The sequence below is a fragment of the Streptomyces sp. HUAS MS02 genome (genome assembly GCF_055702265.1).
Window position 1 is genome coordinate 1,218,768 of the sequence record NZ_CM146747.1, and the last position, 22,772, is coordinate 1,241,539.

The 22,772-nt window shown below is 71.2% G+C and carries 23 protein-coding genes and 2 pseudogenes; 20 read left to right on the forward strand and 5 right to left on the reverse strand.

Annotation, left to right across the window (positions count from 1 at the left end):
• Positions 1–67: 67 nt before the first annotated feature.
• On the forward strand, positions 68–1,105 hold the full coding sequence (locus tag ACZ9QC_RS05175) for a DUF2510 domain-containing protein (protein WP_472919039.1): 1,038 nt from the start codon (positions 68–70) through the stop codon (positions 1,103–1,105).
• 176 nt (positions 1,106–1,281) lie between these two features.
• Here the strand turns inward: ACZ9QC_RS05175 and ACZ9QC_RS05180 are convergent, their stop codons facing one another.
• A complete protein-coding gene (locus ACZ9QC_RS05180; RefSeq protein ID WP_472919040.1) occupies positions 1,282–1,896 on the reverse strand; it encodes a TetR/AcrR family transcriptional regulator in 615 nt (204 codons plus the stop codon).
• Between the two features lie 222 nt (positions 1,897–2,118).
• On the opposite strand from ACZ9QC_RS05180, the gene ACZ9QC_RS05185 reads away from it, so the two are divergent.
• Both ACZ9QC_RS05185 and ACZ9QC_RS05190 read left to right on the forward strand, forming a co-directional pair.
• Positions 2,119–2,916 carry a phosphatase PAP2 family protein gene (locus ACZ9QC_RS05185; RefSeq protein ID WP_472919041.1) on the forward strand — a complete coding sequence of 266 codons (798 nt, stop codon included), beginning with the start codon at positions 2,119–2,121 and terminating at the stop codon, positions 2,914–2,916.
• Complete coding sequence (locus ACZ9QC_RS05190; protein ID WP_472919042.1) at positions 2,913–3,899, forward strand: DMT family transporter; 987 nt, start codon at positions 2,913–2,915, stop codon at positions 3,897–3,899. Before ACZ9QC_RS05185 ends, ACZ9QC_RS05190 begins: the two co-directional genes overlap by 4 nt.
• Positions 3,900–4,054: 155 nt before the next feature.
• Here ACZ9QC_RS05190 and ACZ9QC_RS05195 read toward each other — a convergent pair whose 3' ends face one another.
• Positions 4,055–6,100, reverse strand: coding sequence for a phosphocholine-specific phospholipase C (locus ACZ9QC_RS05195; protein WP_472919043.1), 2,046 nt, complete (start codon positions 6,098–6,100; stop codon positions 4,055–4,057).
• A 732-nt stretch (positions 6,101–6,832) separates the two neighbouring features.
• Between ACZ9QC_RS05195 and ACZ9QC_RS05200 the strand changes: the two genes are divergently transcribed.
• From ACZ9QC_RS05200 to ACZ9QC_RS05230, 7 genes and pseudogenes are all read left to right on the forward strand, one after another.
• The gene (locus ACZ9QC_RS05200; protein WP_472919044.1) at positions 6,833–8,338 is read left to right on the forward strand and encodes a helix-turn-helix domain-containing protein; all 1,506 of its coding nucleotides are present in this window, start codon (positions 6,833–6,835) and stop codon (positions 8,336–8,338) included.
• Positions 8,335–8,907, forward strand: coding sequence for a helix-turn-helix domain-containing protein (locus ACZ9QC_RS05205; protein WP_472919045.1), 573 nt, complete (start codon positions 8,335–8,337; stop codon positions 8,905–8,907). The genes ACZ9QC_RS05200 and ACZ9QC_RS05205 overlap by 4 nt, the downstream gene beginning before the upstream one ends.
• A 173-nt stretch (positions 8,908–9,080) precedes the next feature.
• Positions 9,081–9,794: a ParA family protein gene (locus tag ACZ9QC_RS05210; protein WP_472919046.1), complete on the forward strand. Its 714-nt coding sequence runs from the start codon at positions 9,081–9,083 to the stop codon at positions 9,792–9,794.
• The gene (locus ACZ9QC_RS05215) at positions 9,791–10,672 is read left to right on the forward strand and encodes a hypothetical protein (RefSeq protein ID WP_472919047.1); all 882 of its coding nucleotides are present in this window, start codon (positions 9,791–9,793) and stop codon (positions 10,670–10,672) included. The genes ACZ9QC_RS05210 and ACZ9QC_RS05215 overlap by 4 nt, the downstream gene beginning before the upstream one ends.
• A 168-nt stretch (positions 10,673–10,840) precedes the next feature.
• The gene (locus ACZ9QC_RS05220) at positions 10,841–11,113 is read left to right on the forward strand and encodes a hypothetical protein (RefSeq protein WP_472919048.1); all 273 of its coding nucleotides are present in this window, start codon (positions 10,841–10,843) and stop codon (positions 11,111–11,113) included.
• Positions 11,114–11,262: 149 nt separating this feature from the next.
• Positions 11,263–11,812: pseudogene (locus ACZ9QC_RS05225) on the forward strand (transposase); the annotation flags it as partial.
• A 10-nt stretch (positions 11,813–11,822) separates the two neighbouring features.
• Positions 11,823–12,077 (forward strand): Atu4866 domain-containing protein, encoded by a 255-nt coding sequence (locus ACZ9QC_RS05230; RefSeq protein WP_472919049.1) that lies wholly within the window; start codon positions 11,823–11,825, stop codon positions 12,075–12,077.
• 378 nt (positions 12,078–12,455) lie between these two features.
• Here the strand turns inward: ACZ9QC_RS05230 and ACZ9QC_RS05235 are convergent.
• A pseudogene (locus tag ACZ9QC_RS05235) lies at positions 12,456–13,052 on the reverse strand (helix-turn-helix transcriptional regulator); the annotation flags it as partial.
• Between the two features lie 525 nt (positions 13,053–13,577).
• Between ACZ9QC_RS05235 and ACZ9QC_RS05240 the strand changes: the two are divergent.
• Both ACZ9QC_RS05240 and ACZ9QC_RS05245 read left to right on the forward strand, forming a co-directional pair.
• Positions 13,578–14,003 carry a hypothetical protein gene (locus ACZ9QC_RS05240; protein ID WP_472919050.1) on the forward strand — a complete coding sequence of 142 codons (426 nt, stop codon included), beginning with the start codon at positions 13,578–13,580 and terminating at the stop codon, positions 14,001–14,003.
• Entirely contained in the window at positions 14,000–14,404 is a 405-nt protein-coding gene (locus ACZ9QC_RS05245; RefSeq protein ID WP_472919051.1) for a transposase, read from the forward strand. The genes ACZ9QC_RS05240 and ACZ9QC_RS05245 overlap by 4 nt, the downstream gene beginning before the upstream one ends.
• Positions 14,405–14,519: 115 nt before the next feature.
• Here ACZ9QC_RS05245 and ACZ9QC_RS05250 read toward each other — a convergent pair whose 3' ends face one another.
• A complete protein-coding gene (locus ACZ9QC_RS05250; protein WP_472919052.1) occupies positions 14,520–14,672 on the reverse strand; it encodes a hypothetical protein in 153 nt (50 codons plus the stop codon).
• A 238-nt stretch (positions 14,673–14,910) separates the two neighbouring features.
• Here ACZ9QC_RS05250 and ACZ9QC_RS05255 point away from each other — a divergent pair, with 238 nt between their 5' ends.
• The 7 genes from ACZ9QC_RS05255 (at position 14,911) to ACZ9QC_RS05285 (ending at position 20,994) form a co-directional block, all read left to right on the forward strand.
• Complete coding sequence (locus tag ACZ9QC_RS05255; RefSeq protein WP_472919053.1) at positions 14,911–16,092, forward strand: acyl-CoA dehydrogenase family protein; 1,182 nt, start codon at positions 14,911–14,913, stop codon at positions 16,090–16,092.
• Between the two features lie 64 nt (positions 16,093–16,156).
• Complete coding sequence (locus ACZ9QC_RS05260; RefSeq protein ID WP_472919054.1) at positions 16,157–16,339, forward strand: hypothetical protein; 183 nt, start codon at positions 16,157–16,159, stop codon at positions 16,337–16,339.
• A complete protein-coding gene (locus tag ACZ9QC_RS05265; RefSeq protein ID WP_472919055.1) occupies positions 16,336–17,283 on the forward strand; it encodes an SDR family NAD(P)-dependent oxidoreductase in 948 nt (315 codons plus the stop codon). The genes ACZ9QC_RS05260 and ACZ9QC_RS05265 overlap by 4 nt, the downstream gene beginning before the upstream one ends.
• Positions 17,280–17,402: a hypothetical protein gene (locus ACZ9QC_RS05270; protein ID WP_472919056.1), complete on the forward strand. Its 123-nt coding sequence runs from the start codon at positions 17,280–17,282 to the stop codon at positions 17,400–17,402. Before ACZ9QC_RS05265 ends, ACZ9QC_RS05270 begins: the two co-directional genes overlap by 4 nt.
• 67 nt (positions 17,403–17,469) lie before the next feature.
• Positions 17,470–18,273: a dienelactone hydrolase family protein gene (locus tag ACZ9QC_RS05275; RefSeq protein ID WP_472919057.1), complete on the forward strand. Its 804-nt coding sequence runs from the start codon at positions 17,470–17,472 to the stop codon at positions 18,271–18,273.
• Between the two features lie 242 nt (positions 18,274–18,515).
• Entirely contained in the window at positions 18,516–19,682 is a 1,167-nt protein-coding gene (locus tag ACZ9QC_RS05280; protein ID WP_472919058.1) for a zinc-binding dehydrogenase, read from the forward strand.
• A 73-nt stretch (positions 19,683–19,755) separates the two neighbouring features.
• Positions 19,756–20,994 carry an acyl-CoA dehydrogenase family protein gene (locus ACZ9QC_RS05285; protein WP_472919059.1) on the forward strand — a complete coding sequence of 413 codons (1,239 nt, stop codon included), beginning with the start codon at positions 19,756–19,758 and terminating at the stop codon, positions 20,992–20,994.
• A 28-nt stretch (positions 20,995–21,022) separates the two neighbouring features.
• On the opposite strand, the gene ACZ9QC_RS05290 is transcribed toward ACZ9QC_RS05285, so the two are convergent.
• Complete coding sequence (locus tag ACZ9QC_RS05290; protein ID WP_472919060.1) at positions 21,023–21,193, reverse strand: hypothetical protein; 171 nt, start codon at positions 21,191–21,193, stop codon at positions 21,023–21,025.
• A 217-nt stretch (positions 21,194–21,410) separates the two neighbouring features.
• Here ACZ9QC_RS05290 and ACZ9QC_RS05295 point away from each other — a divergent pair, with 217 nt between their 5' ends.
• Positions 21,411–22,691, forward strand: a complete 1,281-nt coding sequence (locus ACZ9QC_RS05295; RefSeq protein ID WP_472919061.1) for an MFS transporter — start codon at positions 21,411–21,413, stop codon at positions 22,689–22,691.
• The last annotated feature ends 81 nt before the right edge of the window (positions 22,692–22,772 follow it).

Genomic DNA, 22,772 nt, shown 5'->3' on the forward strand with positions numbered 1-22,772 from the left:
CCGCGGCGGGCGCGTGAATATCCGCCCCTCTCATCCGGTTTTCACTCCGGCCTCATACGGTTGCCCCATGACGCAGGTGACTCCTCCCGGCTGGTACACCGACCCCGGCCAGACAAGTGACGCGCCCGCCACCGAGCGCTGGTGGGACGGCAAGGCGTGGACGGACCAGATCCGCCCCGCCGGTTCGGCCGCGGGGTTCGGTCCGCCGGCCTACCCGCAGGGCGCCGGGCCCTACCCGCAGGGGCCCGGGGGCCACCCCGGATACCCCGCATACCCCGGCCACCCGGCCCCGGCTCCCACCCCCAGGCGCGGCCTGCGTACCGGGATAGCCGTGGCCGTGGCCGCCGCGGTGCTGGCCAGCATCGGCGTGGGCGTGTACGCGCTGACCAGCAACGACGGTGGCAGCGAAGGCAGTACGACGTCCCAGGGAACCGGCGGGCAGGACGGTGGCCGGGGCGACGACGGCGGACCGGGCGGCAACTCCGGCGGCCAGGGCGGACCCGGCGGCTCCGGCGGATCCGGCGGTCAGACGCCGACGCCGGACAGGTCGGGGCAGCCGCCGCAGGAGGAGGGGTACGCCACCGACACGACCAGCGGCATCAGCATCCCCGTGCCCGAGGGCTGGGTCACCTCACCGTTGCAGGTCGGCGCGCAGGTGACGACCGAGGCGTCGTACGACTGCCCGGCCGACCCCACGAAGACGTGCACGCGCGGCGGCGCCTACTCGACACCCGCCGAGCTGCTGAAGCTGAAGGCCACGACGGCCGAGGCGGCCGCCAAGGAGGACATCGCCCAGGCCGCCGAGGACGCCTACGGCACCGAGGGCTACGGGAAGATCACCTCGCACGAGGAGCTGGCCTCCAAGGCGGTGACCGTGGCGGGCGAGAAGGGCTACTACGTCCGCTGGAAGGTGATCACGGGCAAGGGTGACGACGGCTATGTCGAGTCGCTCGTCTTCCCCTCCCCCGCCGACTCCTCGCGGCTCGTCGTCGTCCGCTTCGGCATCGACGTGAGCGACAAGGCACCCGAGCAGTCGGTCATCGACGAGATCACCAAGGGCATCAAGAAGGCGTCGATCGGCGGGGGCAGCGGCCAGGACGTGTGAGCCACCGGCCGCAGTCCGGCCCCGGCGGAAAACAGGGGCGGAGAACAGTCGGCCGGGTGGGGTTCCTCTCCGCTCCAGAGGAACCCCACCCGGCCGGGGTTACGCGCCGCCCCCGTCCCCACGGTGCGGCGCGATCAGGTCGTCGTCCGGTCGGTTCACGGACGGCGGCCTGAGCCCTATACGAGGCCGAGCGTCGGGAGCACGGCCGCCTCCATGAACTTGATGATGTACGTCTCGTCCGCGTCCCGACCCTCCAGGACCGGCCGGGCCCGCAGGACGCCGAAGATCTGCGCCGGGACGAACTCCAGCGCCGGGTGGTCGGCCGGGACCTCGCCCCGTGCCACCCCGCGGGCGATCATCGCCCGGAGCGCTTCGATCTCCGGCTCCACCAGCGCGTCGCGCAGGGCCGCCTGGAGCTCCTCGTCCTGAACGACGGCATGGCCGAGGGCCTGGAAGAGCCGTCCCTCCAGAACGTAGCCCTCCCCGGCGTGCCGGGCCACCTCACGCAGGTCACCGGCGAGGGTGCCGGTGTCGATCCCCGCGAAACGGACACTGCGGCGCGCGCGCAGCGCGGCCGCCACGAACTGCGGTTTCGTCCGCCACTGCCGGTAGAGGGTCGACTTGCTGCACCGGGTGCTCGCTGCGACGCCCTCCATGGTGACCGAGTCATAACCGCACTCACGGATCTGTTCGAGCACAGCGTCGAAGAACTCCTGCTCGCGCTCGGGCGTGAGCTTGGAGCGGCGCGAGGCGACGGCCGTCTCCGGCCCGTCCGCTGCCTGCGACGTCATGACTCGTGTCTCCTTCGGTCGTCCCCATGCCGAAAGGCCTGTCGAAACGCCACTGTACCGGAACGGCCTCGTATCGGTACAGTGCCGTATCGATACCCCACCGTTTCGGTACAGTGCCGTATCGGTACACTCTCGTATCGGTACCGGCACGTATCGGTACCACGGCGTATCGATCGCCGAAGGAACCAGCGCCAGCGAGCGCCGTCAGCGAAAGGGCCGGGGATGGAATGCCGCACCGCGCCTGCGGAAGAGCCGGCAACCGCGATACCGCGGCCGCCCCTCGTCCGTGAGTTCCTGCTCGTCGCAGGGCTCTTCCTCGTCTACAAGTTCGGTCGGCTGCTGGCCAACGGGCACACCGCCGAGGCCTTCCGCAACGCCCACGACATCTGGGACTGGGAGCGCGCCCTGGGACTGCCGGGCGAGGGCTCCGTGCAGTCCGCGCTGCTGCACGGCGACCTCGTCCACATCGCGAACGTCTACTACGCGACCGTCCACTTCCCCGCCACCGCGGCCTTCCTGGTCTGGCTGTACCTGCGGCGCCCCGGGCACTACGTCTGGGCCCGCCGGGTCCTCGCCGCGCTCACCGCCGCCGCGCTGCTGCTGCACCTCGCGTTCCCGCTGGCCCCGCCGCGGATGCTGGACGGCGCACACCTCATCGACACCGGACAGGTGTACGGGCCGACGGTCTACTCGGCGACGCCGGCGACCGACTCGCTGGCGAACCAGTTCGCCGCGATGCCCTCGCTGCACTTCGGCTGGGCCCTGATGGTCGCCGTCGGTCTTATCGCCGCGACCCGCTCCCGCCTGCGCGGGCTGTGGCTGCTGCACCCGCTGGTGACCCTGGTGGTGATCGTCGGCACCGCGAACCACTACTGGCTCGACGCGATCGTCGCCGGTGTCCTGCTGGCCGCCGTCCTCGCCGTGATCCAGCTTCCGCACCGCACGGCCGCCACCGCCGGGCAGCGCTCCGGGGCCCTCGTCCCGGCCGAGGAGCCCGTCCTGGTCGGAGCGGGACGATGAACGCCACCCTCGTCGCCGTCGCCCTGTCCCTGGTCTCCGCCGTCGCCTACGCGGCCGCCGCCGTGGCCCAGGAGCGGCTCGCCGCGCGCAGCGCCGACTCCGGGGTACGGCGGATGCTCGCCAGCGGTGCCTGGTGGAGCTCGGTCGCACTGAACGCGGGCGCCGCGCTGCTGCACGTCGTCGCCCTCAAGTACGGCCCCCTCACGGTCGTGCAGCCGCTGGGCGCGCTCACGCTCGTGGCCGCGGTGCCGCTGGGCGCGCGGGTGGCCGGACGCCGGGTCACCCGGGCGGAGTGGCGCGGTACCGCGCTCACGCTGGCCGGTCTCGCCGCGATCCTGGTCGTCGCGTCCGGGCCCGCCCCGGACGACGTGCTGAGTCTGCCGGAGGCGGTCGCCGTGGCAGGCGCTGCCGTCGCCCTGGTCGGCCTGCTCTCCCGGCCCGGCGCCAGGCCCGGACTGCGCCACGCCGGCGCCTCCGGCATGGCCTCGGGTGTCGCCTCCGCGCTCACCCAGACCGTCACGGTCGCCGCGACGGACCGCTCGGGGACCCTCCTCGATGTGGAGGTCGTCGTGGTGGCCCTGCTGGTCGCCGCGTTCGCCGTGGGCGGGCTGCTGCTCTCCCAGACGGCGTACCGAGGGGGTCTGGGTGCGCCACTCGCGGTCGTGACCCTGTCGAACCCGCTGGCCGCCGCCGTGATCGGCCTCTCCCTCCTCGGGGAGAGCCTGCGGGGCGGGGCGGCGGGGGCGCTGCTCGCGGTGGCGGGGGCCGTGGTGGCGGCGCGGGGTGTGGTGCTGCTGACCCGGGCGACACCGGAGGCCGGGACGCGGCCGATGGACCCGGCCCGGCTCCCTGGTCCCACTCCGGCGGAGGACGACCACCCGGTGGCGGCCGTCCTCGCCCTGGAGCCCCGGGCCCCGACGGAACCTTCACTGCTGCCCCGCCGCCCGGGCTCCCCGTCACCTGGGCACCTCACCCCTCTCTGAGCGGGACGGGGAGGCGCTTACCGGCGCCGAGACGCGACGGGCGAGCGCGCCCCGGGGCCGCAGGCCCTCAGGGGCGCGGGGAGCTGCGCGACCAGCCACACACGACCGCCGCCCGCCCGACCACAGATCCCCCCGAGCTACTGGGCGCGGCGTTCCTACCTCCACCCCAACGCCGGATCACTCACCCCGCCCCGCCCGTTCTCCACGTGTCCGGCGAACCTCCGGAGGAAACCCCCCTCGCCGGTGACCGTCAGGTCGTACCACCGGCGGCTGGACCGGAGGTCCACGACCTGCCGGACGCTCGCCCCGGCCCGCACCCGGACCGTGCGGGACCGCCCGCCGTACGCGCTCACGACCTTCAGACTCACCGCGGCGGACCCCTTGTTGGTGAAGGTCAGCTCCACGTCGTCGCCGACGTGCCGCGCGGTGACCTCGGGCCCACGCGTCTTCCCCGGCCCCTCGAAGACCCGCAGGAAGCCGTTCGGCCCGTGCACCGTCAGGTCGTACGCGCCGCCGGAGACGGCGGAGTCCCACGTGTCCGACACGGTCCGGCCCGCCCCCGTGGTGTACGTCCACGGCCCGTCCGTACGGTTCCCCGAGGTGACCAGGAACGCCGCGCCCGCCCTGCCGCCGGAGGCGAACGTGAGGGTGAGGGTCCCGGCCTTCGGGTCGGCCGAACCGTCCACCCGGGGCGCGTACTTCAGCGGCCGGGCGGGACGCAGCCCTCGTTCCTGCCGCGGCATGCTCGGGTCCGCCGGCACGGTGGGCCGGTAGTCGGGGTGCCGTTCCCGGTCCGGCGGCTCGTACGCGTCGGTGTCCGGCAGCGCGGCGGGCCGGCTGTCCTTGCGGGAGAAGTCGAAGGCCGAGGTCAGGTCACCGCAGACGGCCCGCCGCCACGGCGAGATGTGGGGCTCGCGCACCCCGAACCGCCGCTCCATGAACCGCAGGATCGAGGTGTGGTCGAAGGTCTCCGAGCAGACGTAACCGCCCTTGCTCCAGGGCGAGACGACCAGCATCGGCACGCGCGGGCCGAGCCCGTACGGACCGGCGACATGGGTGGGGCTGCCCCCGAAGAGGTCCGGGCCGACCTCCACCGTCGACTTGCCGCGGGAGGCGTCGCGCGGCGGCAGCGGCGGCACGAGGTGGTCGAAGAAGCCGTCGTTCTCGTCGTACGTGATGAACAGCGCGGTCTTCGCCCAGACGGCCGGGTTGGAGGTGAGGGCGTCGAGGACCTGGGAGATGTACCAGGCGCCGTAGTTCGAGGGCCAGTTGGAGTGCTCGGAGAACGCCTCGGGCGCGGCGATCCAGGAGATCTGCGGGAGCTTCCCCGCCTTGACGTCGGCCCGCAGCCGGTCGAAGTAGCCGTCGCCGGCCTTGACGTTCGTGCCGGTCCGGGCCTTGTCGTACCAGGGGTCCCCGGGCTCGGCGTTGCGGTACTTGTTGAAGTAGAGCAGCGAGTTGTCGCCGTAGTTGCCCCGGTAGGCGTCGGCTATCCAGCCCCAGGAGCCGGCCGCGTCCAGGCCGTCGCCGATGTCCTGGTAGATCTTCCAGGAGATCCCGGCCGCTTCGAGCCGTTCGGGGTAGGTCGTCCAGTCGTAGCCGACCTCGTCGTTGCCGAGGACGGGGCCGCCGCCCTTGCCGTCGTTGCCCGTGTGTCCCGTCCACATGTAGTAGCGGTTGGGGTCCGTGGAACCGATGAACGAGCAGTGGTAGGCGTCGCAGACGGTGAAGGTGTCGGCGAGGGCGTAGTGGAACGGGATGTCCTCACGCGTCAGGTACGCCATCGTCGTGGTGCCCTTGGCCGGTACCCACTTGTCGTACTTGCCGCCGTTGTAGGCGGCGTGCCCGTCGGGCCAGCCGTGCGGCAGGCCCTCCAGGAACTGCATGCCGAGATCGTCGGCCTCGGGGTGGAACGGCAGCACGTCCCTCGTGCCGTCCGACTGGTGCCACACGCTCCTGCCGTTGTCCAGCGTCACCGGATGCGGGTCGCCGAAGCCCCGAACACCTCTCAGCGAGCCGAAGTAGTGGTCGAAGGACCGGTTCTCCTGCATGAGGACGACGATGTGCTCGACATCCTCGATGGTGCCGGAACGATGGTGCGCGGGCAGCGCCGCGGCCCGCTCGATACTGGCCGACAGTGCGCTGAACGCCGTAGTGGCGCCCGCGACCTGGAGGAATCGCCGCCGGTTGACTTCAGGCATGGGTGGATGACCTCTTGTCCTGACGTGGTGCGTCGGATGTGACCTGCGCGCAAGGAATGGTCCAAGAGGAACGAACGACGGGGAAGGGTCCGTGGCGCGGGTGTGACGCGGCGGGGGCCGCCGCGCGAACAGCGTCGGGCGGCTGCGTCACGGCCGGGCAAAGCGGTACTTCCGTCTGGCGGAAGCGGTATTGCCCGGGGTCGTGCGCGGTCTGGAGTGTGGTGGCACGCGGGGTGACGTGGCTCCGCTCACAGGGTTATCAGTGTTCTCAGGGACGGGACCGCCATGCCTCACATGACCGCCTTCGCCAGGAACCAGTGGTACAGCTAGCGCACCTTTCTGACCTGCGCTTGTGTGGGGGCGATGAGGCTGTGACCTGCTAGGACGGGTTGCGGAGGCGATCGGAGGCAGTCAGAGGAAACCGCTCTGATTCGACCCCGGTTCGACCCGGGTCGCTCAGAGGCAGTCAGAGGCAGCGGCCTCTGCAACAGGCTTCTGAGGGACCTGAGTTGGCCGGTGTGGATCAGCAGTGGGCCTCTCTGGCGGTGCTCTGTTTCGACCTCGGTCGAGCTGCGATGGGGACGCCTGCCTCCACTCGGGGCCAGGCATACGAGGGCCTCCAGGACGGCCATCCTGGGGACCTTTCTGGCGCCGATGGAGGTCGGTTCCGGACACCACCCGTGGTTTTAGCGGGCCTGGGTGGCGTCCACGTTCTTGCGAGACGACCCCACCGTGCCAAACAGCACCCATCACGCCCTCCCCCAACGAAACTCCACCGAATTCCGCGGCATTCTCAGCCCCGCCCAACTGCCGTCGGCCGCGACCGATCTCATTCTGCTCGGCGACCTCACCGGCCGCTACGCCACCGGCAGTTACAGCCGACTCGCCACCGACGGCCGGACGGTGGCCTTGCGCACGGACCGGCAGGGGGCGGCTGAGCACGGGCACCGGATCACCGCGGCCATCGCCTGCCACGTGGCCCGCGCCGGCGGCACCATCGACCAGCTGACGCAGCTCCTGCTGCACCCCGACCACGAAGGCGGCCGACACGCCCGCAACATCGCCCTCCGGTCCGGTCAGACACGCGCCCTGGACTACATCCGCCGGGTCTGGGCCAACGCCACGCAAGCGGTCAGCACCACCAGGGCGCTGGACTCCCGGCACGACGCGTACGAGGTGCTCGCCGGGCTGCGGGACCGCATCGAGACCACGCCTTGGCGCGGGGAGCGGGGACGGACCGCGCTGCGGGTACTGCGCGCGCACCTGAACTTCGCCGAGATCGCGGGCGGCCCGCTGCACCACGCCAGTGAGCGGCAGACCGCGGAGGAAGCCGGGATCTCCCGCACGACGTTGCGGGTCGTCTACGACACCGTCCTCAAGCCGCAGGGCTGGCTGCGCCGGCTGCGGGTGGGCCACGGCCGGGAGGGCTCCACGTGGAACCTCGACTACGGCAGCGCCCCCGGCCACGGTGTCCCTGCTTCGCTGTCTCGTTTCCGGACCACTCAGTTCCCCCCCGACCTGGCACTTGAGGAGTGGCCCACCCCTGAGACGGCCACGGCGGCCGACATCGACTCCGCCGTCCTCGGCCGCCTGATGGGTCACGACGCCTTCGCCCACCACGGCCTCGGCAGCGCCGCCCTCATGCTCATCAGCGCTCTACACCAGCGCCCCAACCAGACCATCGGCGAGCTCATCGGTACCTCCTCGGTCTCCCGGGCGACCACCTATAGGACCCTGCGCCGCCTAGCCGACCACGGGCTCGTCAGCCACACCGGGGAGACCTGGGCCCTGGAACCGCGTGCTCTGGAGGGCTTCGGCAGCAGCCTCCCGGACGGGGATACGTGCCTCGCTGCAGAGCTGGCCCAGGGCTGGGACAAGGTAGCCGAGCATCACGGCACCGCAGGCGTGGCGGCTCGCCGGAAGGCCCTGCACGCGGCCCAACGCGCCACATATCGACAATCGTTGGACCGGCTCGCGGAGCACCGCAAGAAAGCCGTGGTGATCGTCCGCGACGGCCACCAGGTCCTGGTCCCAGCGCCGCGTCCCGACGAGATCCCGCCGACGTGGCACGCCCCGGACGGGCGCGCCCTCGACCCCGTCACAGGTCGTCCGGCCGCCGACTGGCGGGTCGCCACGGACGGCCGCCTGATCCTCATCACCCCTGCCGACCAGCGCAGTTACGACGAGCTGGCCGCCGCCCATGCCCAAGCCCTCAGCGAATGGGAGTCCGTCGCATGAACCAACGTCCCCCGGTCACCTCTGACGCGGGCGAGACAGTGACACCCGAGGCCCTGCGCAAGCAGTACGAGTCCGGTGCCACGGTCGACGAACTGGTCGCCGCCAGTGGGCTGTCGTACGGCACGGTCCTCAACCGGCTGCACGAGGCCGGGACGGTGATGCGCACGTCGTGGCAGACCCGTCGGATGCGCCAGGATCCGCAGGCGCGACAGCGTCTCGCCGCCCGGCTTCGCACCCTGTACGAGCAGCACGGCGCGACGCTCACAGAACTCGCCGCGGCCGCAGGAGGGACGAGGCGTGCTGCCCGGCACCTGCTGATCGAGGCCGGTGGGACCGTGCGCACCACCCAGCAGACGCTGCGGATGCGCGCCGCAGCGCGGGCCGTCGAGCGGCACAAGCTCGCGCTGTCCCTCCGAACGCGGTACGAGGCTGGCGCCACGGTCCCGGACCTCGCCCAGCAGTGCAACTACTCCGTGCCCACGGTCTACCGGCTCCTGCACCAGGCAGGCACCCGCATGCGGCCCCAGCACCGGCATGGCCCCACTCGCCCCGAGGGGAAACGGCCATGACCGCAACAGATAGAGATCTCGAACAGATACGAGACCTGCCCGAAGGTCATCCCGGCCACAGCCCGGCAGCACGCGCACCCCCTTCATCGGCACCTAGCCGCCACCGAACGACGGCCTTCCGCTGACCCGCACCAGTCAACGCACCCTTTCCAGTTTCAGGAGATCAAGCACACGTGAACGAGAACACCCGTACCAAGACCCTGGCGGCGGCCACAGCCCGCGCCTGGGACGCCTTCGTGATCGTCGTCGGCATGCTCAAGGGCGGCACCGGCAAGACCACCTCGGCCTGGTTCATCGCCCTCTACTACGCCGTCGTCCTGGAGCTGCCGACGCTGCTGCTGGACGCGGACGCGACCAGCCAGTCCGCCTACGACTGGTTCAAGGTTGCCCAGGCCGAGGGTTTCGAAATTCCGGCCAACCTGGTGGTCGAGCGGTACCCGTTCGACGACATCGCCGAGTACATCCGTGAGAAGCGGTCTGAGTTCGGCGCGATCGTGGTCGACGCCGGCGGCGGCAGCGCCCGCCTCTTCCACGAGGCTGTTACCGAGGCGAACCGGCTGATCGTCCCGGTCGCCCCCACCAAGATCGAGCGCCGCAAGCTCGTGGCCACCTTCGACGAGGCCGAGCGCGCCGCTGCCCGCAACGAGCGCGACGTCACGGCCCATGTGGTGCTGGTGAAGGCCGACGACCGCACCAGCCTGCCCCGCACGGCGAAGGACAAGCTGCTTCAGCCCGCCCAGGGCGAAGGCATCGGCCCGGACCGCGACGAGCCGTTCCCTCTCGCCGAGACCGTCATCCACTCCTGGGTGCACTACATGGAGGCCTTCGGCGAGATCCCGACCGAACTGAGCGAGTACGCCGAACTGATGAAGGAGCTCACCGCATGAGCGAGCGCATGAAGCCCCCAGCCCGCCGCACCGGCCGCACCCTGGGCGGCGGGACCAAGAAGGCGCCCCCGCCGCCCCCTCCCCCGGCCGCCGAGCTCACCCCCGAGCAGTACGCCGCCGAACAGGCCGCCGCCCAGGGCGAAGGCCGCCCCACTGCGAGCAAGGCGCAGGGTCAGCATGCTCCATCCAGCGCTCCTGTCGAGGCATCGGTGCGGGACCTGACCGAGACGATGGCCGAGGTGCCGCAGGCGCCCGCGGCACCATCCGCCCATCCGAGCGTCGAGGCCGCGCCGCGCAGCCTGGCGCAGGGGCCAGCTCCCCGTCAGCCGGCTCGCCCAACCGTCGCCTCCGAGGCGGGAACAGAATCTGCTGTGGAGTCGGTGATGCGGCAGGCGCTGGGACAGACCGCGGCCGCGGCCGCGGAGCCTGCCGCACCTGTGGTTCAGCCCACGCAGTCCGCCGAGCACGTCTCGCCGCGTGGGGCGTTCCAAGACACGGGCACTGCTCCGGGTGCGGCACACACCGCTGAGGTGGCGGTTCACTCGACAGTTCTTCCCGTTGCGGGAGCCACTGCGTTCCCTGTGAGTACTAGCGCAGCGAGTCCTCACCACGAGCAGCAAGCCGGTGCGGATACGCCGCCCAGTAAGGGGACGTCATGGGAGCAGGGATCGGGGCGCCCGAAGGACATCCCGGAGGTGGCAGTCGTCCTTAATCAGCGCATCATCGCGCGCGAGAGCCTGGACGCCTCGGTCCCTGCTGCGCTGAAGCTGAAGAAGCGGATCAAGCGCTTCGCGCTGGACAACGAACTCGACCACCTGCCCATGGGCGACATCGTCTCGGTCGCGCTGGACGAGTGGCTCACCACCCGCGGGTTCTGACCCGCCGTACAGCACAGGGGGGGGCGGCAGCCAGCTCGCGGAGTGCGCGACCGCCCCTTCCGCCGACTATTCCAATAGCCCAATAGGCGGCTAACTAGCCGCCTAGCCGCACTGACCGGAGCAACGTTCGTGCCCGACCTCTCCCACCACGCCCGTCGGCTACGCGACGTGGCCGACGCACTCGATGCGCAGTCCGAGCCCGCCGACGATCCGCTCACTCCCCATCCCGATACTCTCGCGGTGATCGGCAACCGCCACATCAAACGCGGACAGCTCAACTACGCCGTCCCTGACGTCCTGCAACTTCAGAGACGCATCCGTCGCTACAACGCCGACCAGGACGTTCCCCACGGCGACGTCGTCGCCCTGGCCCTCGATAGCTGGCTTCGTGCCAAGGGTTACCCACCCGACCTCGCCCTGCCCCAGGCTGAAACGCCGTGAGCGGGCAGTCGGACCAACTGCCGAGCAATGCTCAGGACTTGTGGATCAGCTCCTCTGGAGGACGCGCGAAGGGCGTACCTTCCCGAGTGAGTGATCGTCAAGTCACCGAGTAGGCCCGCGCTGCGAACGCGGGTCGGGAAGGCACGCCCGTGCTGAGCGTAGTCAATGAAGACGGCACCACCGAGGCCGGTTCCCTGATCGACGAGATCGTCCGTGAGGGTGCTCGGCGGATGCTGGCCGCTGCCCTGGAGGCGGAGGTGGACCAGTACATAGCCGAGCTCGCCGGGCAGCGTGACGAGGCCGGTCGCCGACTGGTGGTCCGCAACGGCCCGGCACCGGCCGCGGACCGTGACCACGACTGCCGGACCGGTCGAGGTGGCCGCGCCGCGCGTGAACGACAAGCGGGTCGACGCGACGACGGGTGAACGTCAGCGGTTCTCCTCGAAGATCCTGGCCCCGTGGTGCCGGAAGTCCCCGAAGATCAGCGAGGTGCTGCCGCTGCTCTATCTCCACGGCCTGTCGTCGGGCGACTTCGTGCCCGCGATGGAACAGTTTCTGGGCTCCTCGGCCGGGCTGTCGCCGGCCACGGTGACCCGGCTGACGCAGCAGTGGACCGCCGACCACGCCGAGTTCCAGCGCCGTGACCTGGCCGGATCCAACTACGTCTACGTCTGGGCCGACGGCGTCCATCCCAAGATCTTACGTCGGGATGTGGGTGACCGCGGACGGATTCATCCGCCAGGAACTGCTGCCGAACGGCCGCTACGACGAGGCCCGCGGAAACTGTCGGAGTGCCTATACCGGCCGCTACACCGTGACCGGCAACCACATCGACTACGTCGACGACATCGGCTTTACCGCCACCGGCGACATCCGCGACGGCGTTCTCTTCCACGAGCACCTGGTGCTCTACCGCGAAGGCGACGAGCGTGCCCGGCAGGGAGACATCCGGTCGCGCGGTTGACGGGTCACGCCGAATTGGTGGTGTGGCTGAGCGAAGCGGGTCCAGGAGTCTGCCGGCCCTGAGGGCGGCGAAGTCGGCGTGGGCCCGCTCGACCGCCTCAGAACCCGCCGGGCGCTCGGTCTGCCCGGCGAGTGCCGACGGTGGACGGGCTCTGCCCCTTGCGCTTCCCGATGGGAATGATCAGGTCGGGTCGAGTACCCTCTCCGGCCCCGTCGAGTGCCCGGTCTGGAAAACGTCGTCGGTGGTGAGAGGGGCAACCCGCCGTGTTTGCACCGCGGGCTGCGGTGCCGAGCCCTTCGAGCGTCGTGTGTGGATCAGCGGTGGGTCTGTGCCGGACGTTCGACGGGCTCGAGCGGCGCGGCGCGGGGGGTTTCGTTCTCAGGGTGTCGGACCGGTCTCGGGTCTTGCGGCGCGGGCGTAGCGGGCGGCGAGGTCTGCGAAAGCGGTGGCCAGCTCGGGCTGGCCGACGACGTCGATGTCGGTGTCGAAGCGGCCGATGGTCGCGGCGAGTCCGGTCCACGACCAGGAGCCGAGGACGAGTCGGGAGCGGTGCGAGTCCAGTTCCTCGACGATTCCGTCCGGGGCGAAGGGTGCGACCTCGGCGGCCGGGAGGTGGAGGATGACCTTCGCCTCGGCAGGGCCAGTCGGTGGTGCCGTCGTTGCCGCGGAACCGGCTGGTGATGAAGGCCGACACGTTGCCACCGGGGAGTTCGCGCGGCGTGAAGCGGGGGCCGGTGGGCGTGCGGGGTCGGATGCGGTCGACCCGGAAGGTGCGCCAGTCCTGGCGGTCGAGGTCCCAGGCCACGAGGTACCAGTGATGACGCCAGGTGACCAGGTGGTGGGGTGCACCCGGCGGGGATCGCCGGTTGAGGTGCTGGGGGCTGGGGTGTAGTCGAAGCGAAGTTCCTCGCAGGCGTGGATGACGCGGCTCAGGTCCATCAGAACCTGGGTGTCGACCTGGGAAGTGTCGCGGGCCACATCTGTGACGGCACGCGCGTATGCGCCCGGTTCAGTCTGCGTCCCGCCAGGACGTCGTAGCAGCACCCAATACCACCGGCGGCCTCGGTGCCCGCCACCGCGCAAGCGCCCCACACCACCAGGGATCCGAAGCGCTCCAAGGCCGGTAGCGCCCACGATTGCGCGGCGGCGACAGTTCGGCGGCGATCGCCATGGATGTGGGTTCGTGCGCGATCCCGTTCTGGCGTGTCGACGCAGACAGCGCATCCGAGTCGGCGAACGACTCGTCGGTCTGAGTACTTACCACATGGATCCGTCGGGAACGCACGGTGTGCGGCGTGGACCGGCCTCGCTGACACCGCCCCGGTCAGTCGCACTCACGTGATCCCCCGGCGGCTCCTCGCGGAAGCGACGAAGCATGAGGTATGCCTTGAAAGTGCGATCTCACCCCCACCGTCCAGGCCAGGACCGGCAGTTGTCCCCATCGGCATGGGGTCGCCGTGAATCGCCGCTGAGCAGGACCTTTCGACCCCTCTCGAAAGGATGGTTGGACGTGCAAGCCAGAACGCCGCACGCCTGGAGAAGTTCGGCGACCGGATCCGGTTCCTGGGAAAGACACCCGACGAAGCACAACTGCGCAAACTCATGAAACGCAGCGATCCGCGGATCTATACGGGCACGTTCGTCACCTGCAGCGACAACCCCGACCGCCGTCTTTGCAGGCCACCGGCCGACAGCGCCCAGGCTCCTGCACTGAACAGCTGCCAGCCCCTGGCCTGCAACAACGCCGCCTTCACCGAAGACAACAGGGCGGCCTGGCGCCATCGACTCGCCCTGCTGGACGTCCAGTTGGCGCGCGGCGACATCCTCGCTCCACTCGTCCGCGACCGGCTGGTCCGACGCCGCGACGAGATCGCCTCCTTTCTCGGCTATCCCACCCCAGCACCAGATCAACAGGCGCGGACATGAGACGGCACGACCTGACCCTCCAGGCCGTCGATGCTGCCGTCGAGGCTCTGCTGGAAGACGCCGCAGACGGGCCCCGGGCCACTGTCTCCGCTCTTGCCCGCCGCCTCAACGTCCCCCGCCAGACCCTCTACCGGGACTTCCCCGATCAGATCACCCGGCTCCAGACGGAAGCAGCCTGCTCGGCGACCCAGCCCCGCGCCCGTAACACCGACAAGGACCAGCAGACCATTGCCCGCCTGCGCGCAGAGAACGAGAACCTCACCCGTCACCTGTACATCTACGAAGACCACATCCGGCGCCTGACCCTGGAGAATGAGGCCCTGCGCGTCGCCCAGCAGGCTCACAGCGGCGTCACCCTGATCAGCCCGAGAACCGGAGACACCGTTCCCGGCCACCCCTGACCCTGACAGCTCGGGACATTGGTCCGTACACAGATGAAGAGCGGCCGAACTTCAGATGTGCGCCCCGCTGGCTCGGACTCCTGTCTGACCGCTGCGTGACAGCAGCCGACCTGGGTCAGCGACGCGCACGCGCGAGCAAGGCCGCATGCGGCAACGCCAGTAGACCGTCCTCGCTGGCAAACTCGGCGCTGAACAGATCGAAGTGACGCTTGATCTCGGCCCGGATCCGAGGCGTCTGGCTCTGCACCAGCTGCCCGCCGAAGGCCACTCCAATAGCCGCACCGCGGCGTCCAGTCGCAGATCCGGCGCCGCGCTGTTCGCGGCCTCCCGCAGGGCAGTCGGCAGGGGATCCGACAAACGCCTGCACGCATGCAATGGTTGCATGGAACGCTTCCAGCGTGCAACCATTGCATGCGCGCAAGCAGTCACGGTCATCCTCTCGTGCCACGTCCTCCGCACGAGCGGTCGCTGACCGCCTTCCCCCTGTTGTGGCCCGAGGTGAGGTTATGAGCATCCAGTCCGGAGTGGACCAGGCAGTCCGCGAGGAGCTTCTCAAACGCGCCGCCGCGTTGGCCCCCGCGCTGAGGCAGCGCGCGCAGGCCGCGGAAGACGCCTCGCAGGTCTCCCAGGAGACGATGCAGGACATCATCGATGCCGAGCTGGTGCGCATCGGTACCCCGATCAAGTTCGGGGGCCTCGACGTGGACGTCGCCACCATGTACGAGGTCGCCATGGAGTTCTCCCGCTCCTGCCCGTCCACGGGCTGGGTGTACGTCCTGCAGGCGCTGCACGCCTACTGGATGGGCTTCTGGTCGATGGAGGCCCAGGAAGAGGTCTTCGCCGACGGGCCCGACATGCTCTCCGCCAGCGTCCAGCTCGGCGTGAAGTCCGAGTGGCGCAAGGTCCCGGGCGGGTACCGGGTCTCCGGCCATGGGAAGTTCGCCAGCGGCTGCGACCACTCCCAGTGGATGTTCGTCGTGGCCCCCGGACAGGAGGGCATCCGGCAGTTCATCCTGCCCCGCAGCGACTACACCATCGACGCCGGCAGCTGGGACGTCTCCGGCCTGCGCGGCACCGGCAGCAAGGACGTCCTCATCGAGGACGCCTTCGTGCCGGAGCGCCGGGGCAAGATCCCGCGGCCCCCGGTGGACTTCGAGCGCGACCCGGACCTGGAGCGCGCGTACGGCTACCACCAGCAGCGGCGCTACCTCGCCCCGATGTCGACCTTGCAGGACCTGACCTGTGTCGCGATCGGCGGCGCGCAGGGGGCGGCGGAGGAGCTCATCGCCCGGACCCGCGGCACCTCCGGCAGCGTGAAGAGCGCCGACTCCACCATGGTGCAGACCCAGATCGCGGAGGCCACGGTGGAGGTGGCGGCCGCCCGGTCCATGCTGCTGGAGGACATGGAGGTGGCCCAGCGCATCGGCGAGGCCGGCGACTACCCCTCCATCGAGCACCTCACCGCCCACCTGCGGAACCGCGGCTACGGCTGCAAGCTCTCGGTGCAGGCCGTCAACCGCATATTCGACCTGGGCGGCGCCCGCTCGCTGTCCACGAAGGACCCGCTGCAGCGCCTCCACCGCGACGTCCACGCCGCCACCCACGGGCCGTTGGGCAACTTCAACATCGCCTCCCAGCCCTACGCCCGCGCGGTGCTGGGGCTGGACCCCCTCGGGCTCCGCCTCTGACCCCGACCCGCGGCGCGGCACGCCTCGGCGGCCGCCGCCCTCACCTTCGATAGGAGTGACCGACATGACCATCGAACGCAAGCCGCCGAGCGGCCCGCGCCACACGGCACAGGAGGCCTGGGAGGCCAACGCCCTGCCCATGCCCGCCCACCCCCGCGTCGCCGTGAAGGTCAGCCGGGAGTCCGCCCTCGAGCCGGCCGCGGCCGTGCAGCGGGTCCTGGCCGCCGTGCCGGAGGGTGCGGAGTGAGCGGGGAACAGCCCACCCTGCGCTTCGACGACCGCGTCGTCGTCGTCACCGGCGCCGGCGGCAACCCGGGCCTGGGACGCTCCTACGCCCAACTGCTCGCGCGGCGGGGCGCCCGGGTCGTCGTCAACGACCTGGGCGTGGGCCCGGACGGCCGCGGCACGTACGCCGCGAGCGCCGAGACCATCGCCGCCGAGATCCGCGCCGAGGGCGGCGAGGCGATCGCCGACACCCACTCGGTGGCGACCGAGGACGGCGCGAAGGGCGTGGTGGGCACCGCCCTGGACGCCTGGGGGCGGGTGGACGTGCTGATCAACAACGCCGGCGTGTTCCGGGTCGGGGAGTTCGACCGCCTCCCCTCCGACGCCATCTCCGCGCTCGTCGACGTGCACCTCATGGGCACTATCTGGATGTGCCGGGCGGTGTGGCCGCACATGCGCGAGGCCGGCTACGGGCGCATCGTGAACACCACCTCCGGGGCCATGACCGGGGCGGGCTACTCCTCGGTGTACGGCGCCGCCAAGGCCGGCGTGTGGAGCCTGACTCGCACCCTGGCCCTGGAGGGGCACCGACACGGCATCGTCGTCAACGCCCTGGCCCCCGGCGCCACCACCGGCTCCGTCCGGGTCGCTCCCGGCACCCCCGCGCCGCCGGAGACCGGCCACCCCGCGCCGCCGGAGATCGGCACCCCCGAGATGGTCGCCCCGGCAGCGGCCTACCTCGCCCACGAGTCCTGCCCCTGCTCGGGCGCCGGCATCCACTCGGAGTCCGGCCGGGTCTGGGAGAGCTACTTCGCCCAGACCGAGGGCTGGGGCGACCCCGGCATGACGGTCGAGGACCTGGCGGCCCACTGGCATCGGGTGGTCGACCGCAAGCAGTCCCGCGACTACGGCGACCCCGTCCGGGACGGCTTCTGGCCCGGTGGGCCCCCCGAGGACTCCCGATGACCGACCGCGTGCCGCCCGCGCACCCGCTGACCGACGGGCCCGGCACGGTCCGCGAGGCGGCCTTCACGGTGCTGCGCCGGCTGGGCATGACCACGATCTTCGGCCGCCGCCCGGCCTGAGCCCCACCCGCCCCGACCCCCGCACACCGCACGAATCACCCAGCACGAAGCACGAAGGAGGACAGCGTTGTCCCGATATGACGCCACGCTGGCCGAGACCATCACCCTCACCAGCCAGGACGGCGAGCCCATCGAGGCCTACGTGGCTCGCCCGCTCACCGACCGACCGCTCGGCGGCGTGGTGGTGCTCCACCACGAGCCCGGCTACGACGAGGCCAGCAAGGAATACACCCGCCGGCTCGCCGTCTATGGCTTCAACGCCATCTGCCCCAACCTCCACCACCGCGAGAACCCGTGGGGTGATCCCGACGACGCCGCCGCCGAGATGCGCCGCCTGGGGGGCGCGCCGGACGACCGGGTCGCCACCGACGCGGCCGGCGCCGCCGCGTACCTGCGCGCCATGTCCAACGCCAACGGCCGGGTGGGGCTGATCGGCTTCTGCTCGGGCGCCCGGCAGGCCTACTACATCGGCTGCACCTCCACCTGGGCGGACGCCATCGTCAACGGCGGAGGCGGCGTGATCGTGGACAAGCCGGACAAGCCCCCGGCCCTTCCCGGCCCCCCGCCGCCCGGCGCCTCGCCCATGCTCGTCGAGCCCATCGCCCACCTCACCCCCGGCCTGTCGGCCCCGCTGCTGGGCCTGTTCGGCTCCGAGGACCTGGTCCCCTCGCCCTCGGAGGTCGCCGCCCAGGAGAAGGTGCTGCGGGACGCCGGCAAGGACTTCGACTACCACCTCTTCGACGGCGCGGACCACGACTTCTTCGACTGGTCCAGCGGCGGCTACACCCCCCAGGCGGCCGTCGAGGGATGGCGCCTGGTGCGCGAGTTCTTCACCCACCACCTGGCGACCCCGGCCGAGCCCGCCGACTGAGCGGCGACCGCACGGGACCCGACCAGCACAGGACAGCACAGCACAGCACAGCACAGGAAGGTGAAGTGCCGTGTGCGCGTACATCACCGAACAGCTTGAGGTCAACACCGTCGGCAAGGGGGGCGGCCGGCTGGTTCCGCGACGACGCCTTCTTCGAAACGGACAACCCCCGCAACCGCAGGGCCCTGACGCCTTGACCTGCTGACCTCCTGACTCCCACCCACGAAAGGGAGAGCGATCGCGTGACATTCAAGGCCGTGCTGTGGAACGAGTCGGGCGTGCGCGTGACAGAGTTGGAGCCCCTGCCGCTCCGCCCCCGCGACGCCCTGGTCCGGGTCGAAGCCTGCAACGTGGGCAGCGCCGAGGCCGCCGCGCTCCTGTTCATGCCCGGATCGCCGCCCCCGGAGAAGGGCCCACCCCCGGGGGACGGCCCGACCCCGGCGGCCCCTCCTCCCCTGCCGCCGCACATCCCCGGGCACGCCGCCGTCGGCGTCGTGGAGGAGACCGGCCCGGCGGCGCAGGGCGTGAAGGTCGGCGACCGGGTGCTGATGGTCGGCACCGCGAACTGCGGCACCTGCCACTTCTGCCAGCGCGGCCGGTTCGACCAGTGCGCCCGGATGGTGCAGTTCGGCCCCGCCACCGCCCGCACCCGGGACGGCGCCGAGGTGCACCCCCTCGGCTACCTCGGCGGCTTCGCCGAGCTGGCCGCGGTGCCCGACATCCAGCTCGTCCCGGTGACCACCGACCTGCCGGCCGACCAGCTGGCGTTGATCCCCAACCCGGTGTGCACCGGGGTGGGCGCCGCGCTGCGCACCGCCCCGGTCGAGCCCGGCAGCGTCGTCGCCGTGGTGGGCTGCGGGCCAGTCGGCCTGTCCTACGTGCAGGCGGCGCGGCTGGCCCTGGCCGCGCAGTTCATCGCGATCGACCCGCTGCCCCACCGGCGCGAGGCCGCCCTGCGCCTCGGCGCCACCACGGCCCTCAACCCCACCGAGGTCGACCCCGTCGAGGCCGTCATGGACCTCTCGGGGGACGCCGGGGGCATCAACCAGGGGCGCGGCGCCGACTTCGTCTTCGAGGCGGCGCGCGAGGCGCGGGCCGTCGAGCAGGCATGGGCCATGACCCGCTCGGCCGGGCACCTGACGCTGGCCGGGCTGAGCGAGGACCCCGGCGCCACCGTCACGTTCCCCATGAGGGAGTTCTCCAACCACGGCAAGACGGTGCACAGCTGCCAGCAGGGCTCGCTGCGGATGCGCCGCGACCTGCCCTGGATGGTGCGGCTCGCCGAGCAGGGGCAGCTCGACCTCAAGGCGATGGCCGAGCGCAGCTACGGCCTCGACGAGGTCGTGCAGGCCATGCGGGACGTCGGCGACTGCTCCGTGCTCGGCGCCAGCGTGGTCCCCGCCGGCTGAGCTCCCCTGCCCTACCCACCCACCCCACCTCACCAGACTTGCCCTGAGAAACAACGACGAGGAGAGCCACACGATGACTGAGGAGACGGCGGCGGTGCTGATCGAACGCGCCCAGAAACTGCGGAACCTGATCCGGGACCAGGCCGAGGAGGCCGAGCGGCTCGGCCACTACACGCCGGCGGTGCACGAGGCGTTCCAGGAGGCCGGGTTCTACCGGCTGCTGACCCCGCGCCGCTACGGCGGCCTGGAGGTGGACGTGCGCACCTTCGCCGAGGTCCTCATGGAGGTCGGGCGCGGCGACCCGGGCACCGCCTGGTGCCTGTGCCTGGGACAGGGCCACGCGCTCAGCGTCGCCGCGCACTGGCCGGAGCGGGCGCAGGAGGAGGTGTTCACCAACGAACACGGCTACTTCCGCGCCTCCCACGCGTTCAACCCCGCCGGCACCGCCACGCCGGTCGAGGGCGGCTGGCTGGTGAACGCCCGGTCCCGCTACCAGTCCGGCGTGCCATACGCCTCCCACGCCACCGTGTCCGTGCTGGTCGGCGAGGAGGGCGCGCCGCCGCCCGTGCCCGGCGAGCCGGTCGCGGGCGCCCGCCTCATGCAGATCCTCATCCCCGCCGGGCAGTTCACCATCGCGGACGACTGGGGCGGGGACCGCGTCCTCGGCATGCGGGCGAGCGGCTCGAACAGCGTCATCGTCGAGCAGCAGGTGGTGCCCGAGCACTACGGCATCGTCATGGACCCCGACGAGATCAACACCACCACCTCGCCCGGGGTGCGGCTGCACGGCAACCCGATGTACCTCGGGGCCGTCACGGGCGGCTTCTTCGTCCTGGAGCTGGTCGTCAGCGTCGTCGGCGCCGCCCGCGCCGCCCTCGACGAGTTCGAGCACCTGGCCCGGACCCGGAACACCACCGTCCCCGGCGGCGGCCCGCGCTTCAAGGACCCCCTGTACCAGCGCGACTTCGGGGAGGCGAGGCTGAAGGCCAACGCCGCCGAGGCCATCGTCTGCCACACCGCCGACCTCATGACCGAGTGGAGCCGCGAGTCCGTCGAGGGGCGGCGCACGATCACCGCGGAGATGGGCTCCGGGCTCGGCGCCACGCTCATGCAGGCCGGGCACCTGGCCGCCGAGGCCGTGGACACCCTGTTCAACTCCGCCGGCACCTCGGCGTCCGGGCAGGGCCAGCGCATGCAGCGCTACCTGCGCGACGTGGCCATGTGGCGGACCCACATCGGCGCGCAGTACCACACGTTCGCCCGGCAGTACGGGGCGCACAGCTTCGGGGAGGCGCATGCTTGGTCGTTCTGAGGGCCCCGCTCCCCCTCAGCCGCGACCGTCAGCCGGCGACCGTGGCGAGCCGGTCGCCGATGGCCGTGGCCGTGGCCACCGCCTTCGCGACGATCTCCGCCTCGGCCGCCGGCCCGACCCGCTCGGCGAGCGCCGCCACGCCCAGCGCCGCCACGACCTCGCCGCTCCCGTCGCGCACCGGCGCCGTGACGCCGGTCACCCCGGGATTCCGCAGAACGGCGGGCCGCGGACCGGACGACGTCTACTTGGCCCACGACTGCCACAGAGGAAGGTCAACGATGCCCCACCCTCACCCAACACCCCAGCAAGCCCTTGCCGGTCCCGATCCCGCGGGCGGCTCCCTTCGTGAGTATTTCGCGTCGCTGCGGAGCTACCCCCGGGGGGCGTGGATGGCGATCTGCGCCGGTATCATCGCGATGATCCTGGGCCCCTCGGTGGTGAACAATCTCACCACGTACATGCTCGCTCCGGTATCCGAGGACTTCGGCTGGTCGCAGTCACACACGGTGCTGCTCATGTCGTCCTTGCCGCTGTTCTCCTCGCCCTTCGTGCTCACTTTCGGTGGCTACCTGGTCGACAAGGTAAGCATGCGGACCGTCGCCGTGTGGTCCTCGCTGATCTACGGGGTCGCGTTCTGCCTGATGGTGGTGGTGTCAGCGAACGCGCTCTTCGGCGTCCTCGCCCTCGTCGCCCTGGCGGGCAGCCAGGTCTGCGCCCAGGTGGTGGGCTTCAAGACCGTGTCGATATGGTTCCCCCGCCACCGCGGGGTAGGGTTCTCCCTGATCAGCGCGGTGGCGAGCCTGTCCAGCGCCGTCTACTCGCCGCTGTTCGAGTGGTCCACCAGCTCCTTCAGCTGGCGGTACACGTATCTCGTGCTGGGCCTGTGCGTGCTGCTGCTCTGCGTTCCGGCCCAGATCGTCCTGCTCTCCCAGCCGGACGCGACACCGCCGGCCCCAGGGGCCCGCCCGGTGCCGGACAGCGGACCAGTCATCAAGGCCTCGGCGCCCGCGGGCCCGCAGGAACACCGTAACGCCCCCGGCGTCCCGCTGGCCGCGGCGCTCCGGTCGCGTGCCTGGCTCCTCCTCATGCTGATCATCCTGGTCCCGACGGGGGTCACGATGTCCGTACGGACCCTCGGTGTCGATCTGTTCGGCGAGCGCGGGTACGGGAGCGGGACCGTGTCGCTCGCGCTGTCGGTCTTCTGGCTCGCGTCGTTCGCCGGCCAGTGCGTCGCCGGGCCCGTGATGGACCGGTCGAAGTCCGCTCGGGCGGCCTTCCCCTTCTTCGCGAGTGTCCTGCTCGGAATGCTGATCGTGACGACCACCCACGGCACCACCTGGCTGCTGTTCGTCGCCCTTGCCCTGCTGGGCGGGTTCCAGGGGGCCGAGTACACGATCGCGCCCTATCTGCTGGGCCGGTATTTCGGCGACCGGTCCTTCGCGCCGCTCCTGGGACTGACCCTCGGCATCACCGGCGTCGTCGCCTTCGGCACCATCCCCTTGCTCGTACAGGTGGCCGTGGAGCAGGCCGGCACGTACGACGGCGTGCTCCTGGTCATGCTCGTCGCCATCGTGATCGCCACGGCCGTGGCCTTCTTCATGCCTCGCTACCCGGAGCCTGAGACCGAGGCCGCGAAAGAACTCACGGCAGACCGGGACGTTCCTGCCCCGGCCCCCGGCCGCGACGCCCATCCCTGAGATCGCTCCCCCCGGCGCTCCGCCGGTCGCTCCGCCCAGGTCTTAGTACTGCAACGGTGCTTACCGTGACTGCTGGCCAGC

What these genes read in the sequence shown, in the direction of transcription:
- ACZ9QC_RS05245 (WP_472919051.1), top strand. Translation starts at nt 14,000, where the DNA reads ATGAGACGGCACGACCTGACCCTCCAGGCCGTCGATGCTGCCGTCGAG.
- ACZ9QC_RS05195 (WP_472919043.1), bottom strand. Translation starts at nt 6,100, where the DNA reads ATGCCTGAAGTCAACCGGCGGCGATTCCTCCAGGTCGCGGGCGCCACT.
- ACZ9QC_RS05175 (WP_472919039.1), top strand. Translation starts at nt 68, where the DNA reads ATGACGCAGGTGACTCCTCCCGGCTGGTACACCGACCCCGGCCAGACA.
- ACZ9QC_RS05180 (WP_472919040.1), bottom strand. Translation starts at nt 1,896, where the DNA reads ATGACGTCGCAGGCAGCGGACGGGCCGGAGACGGCCGTCGCCTCGCGC.
- ACZ9QC_RS05255 (WP_472919053.1), top strand. Translation starts at nt 14,911, where the DNA reads ATGAGCATCCAGTCCGGAGTGGACCAGGCAGTCCGCGAGGAGCTTCTC.
- ACZ9QC_RS05185 (WP_472919041.1), top strand. Translation starts at nt 2,119, where the DNA reads ATGGAATGCCGCACCGCGCCTGCGGAAGAGCCGGCAACCGCGATACCG.
- ACZ9QC_RS05260 (WP_472919054.1), top strand. Translation starts at nt 16,157, where the DNA reads ATGACCATCGAACGCAAGCCGCCGAGCGGCCCGCGCCACACGGCACAG.
- ACZ9QC_RS05295 (WP_472919061.1), top strand. Translation starts at nt 21,411, where the DNA reads ATGATCCTGGGCCCCTCGGTGGTGAACAATCTCACCACGTACATGCTC.
- ACZ9QC_RS05285 (WP_472919059.1), top strand. Translation starts at nt 19,756, where the DNA reads ATGACTGAGGAGACGGCGGCGGTGCTGATCGAACGCGCCCAGAAACTG.
- ACZ9QC_RS05190 (WP_472919042.1), top strand. Translation starts at nt 2,913, where the DNA reads ATGAACGCCACCCTCGTCGCCGTCGCCCTGTCCCTGGTCTCCGCCGTC.
- ACZ9QC_RS05240 (WP_472919050.1), top strand. Translation starts at nt 13,578, where the DNA reads ATGGTTGGACGTGCAAGCCAGAACGCCGCACGCCTGGAGAAGTTCGGC.
- ACZ9QC_RS05215 (WP_472919047.1), top strand. Translation starts at nt 9,791, where the DNA reads ATGAGCGAGCGCATGAAGCCCCCAGCCCGCCGCACCGGCCGCACCCTG.
- ACZ9QC_RS05230 (WP_472919049.1), top strand. Translation starts at nt 11,823, where the DNA reads ATGTGGGTGACCGCGGACGGATTCATCCGCCAGGAACTGCTGCCGAAC.
- ACZ9QC_RS05270 (WP_472919056.1), top strand. Translation starts at nt 17,280, where the DNA reads ATGACCGACCGCGTGCCGCCCGCGCACCCGCTGACCGACGGGCCCGGC.
- ACZ9QC_RS05205 (WP_472919045.1), top strand. Translation starts at nt 8,335, where the DNA reads ATGAACCAACGTCCCCCGGTCACCTCTGACGCGGGCGAGACAGTGACA.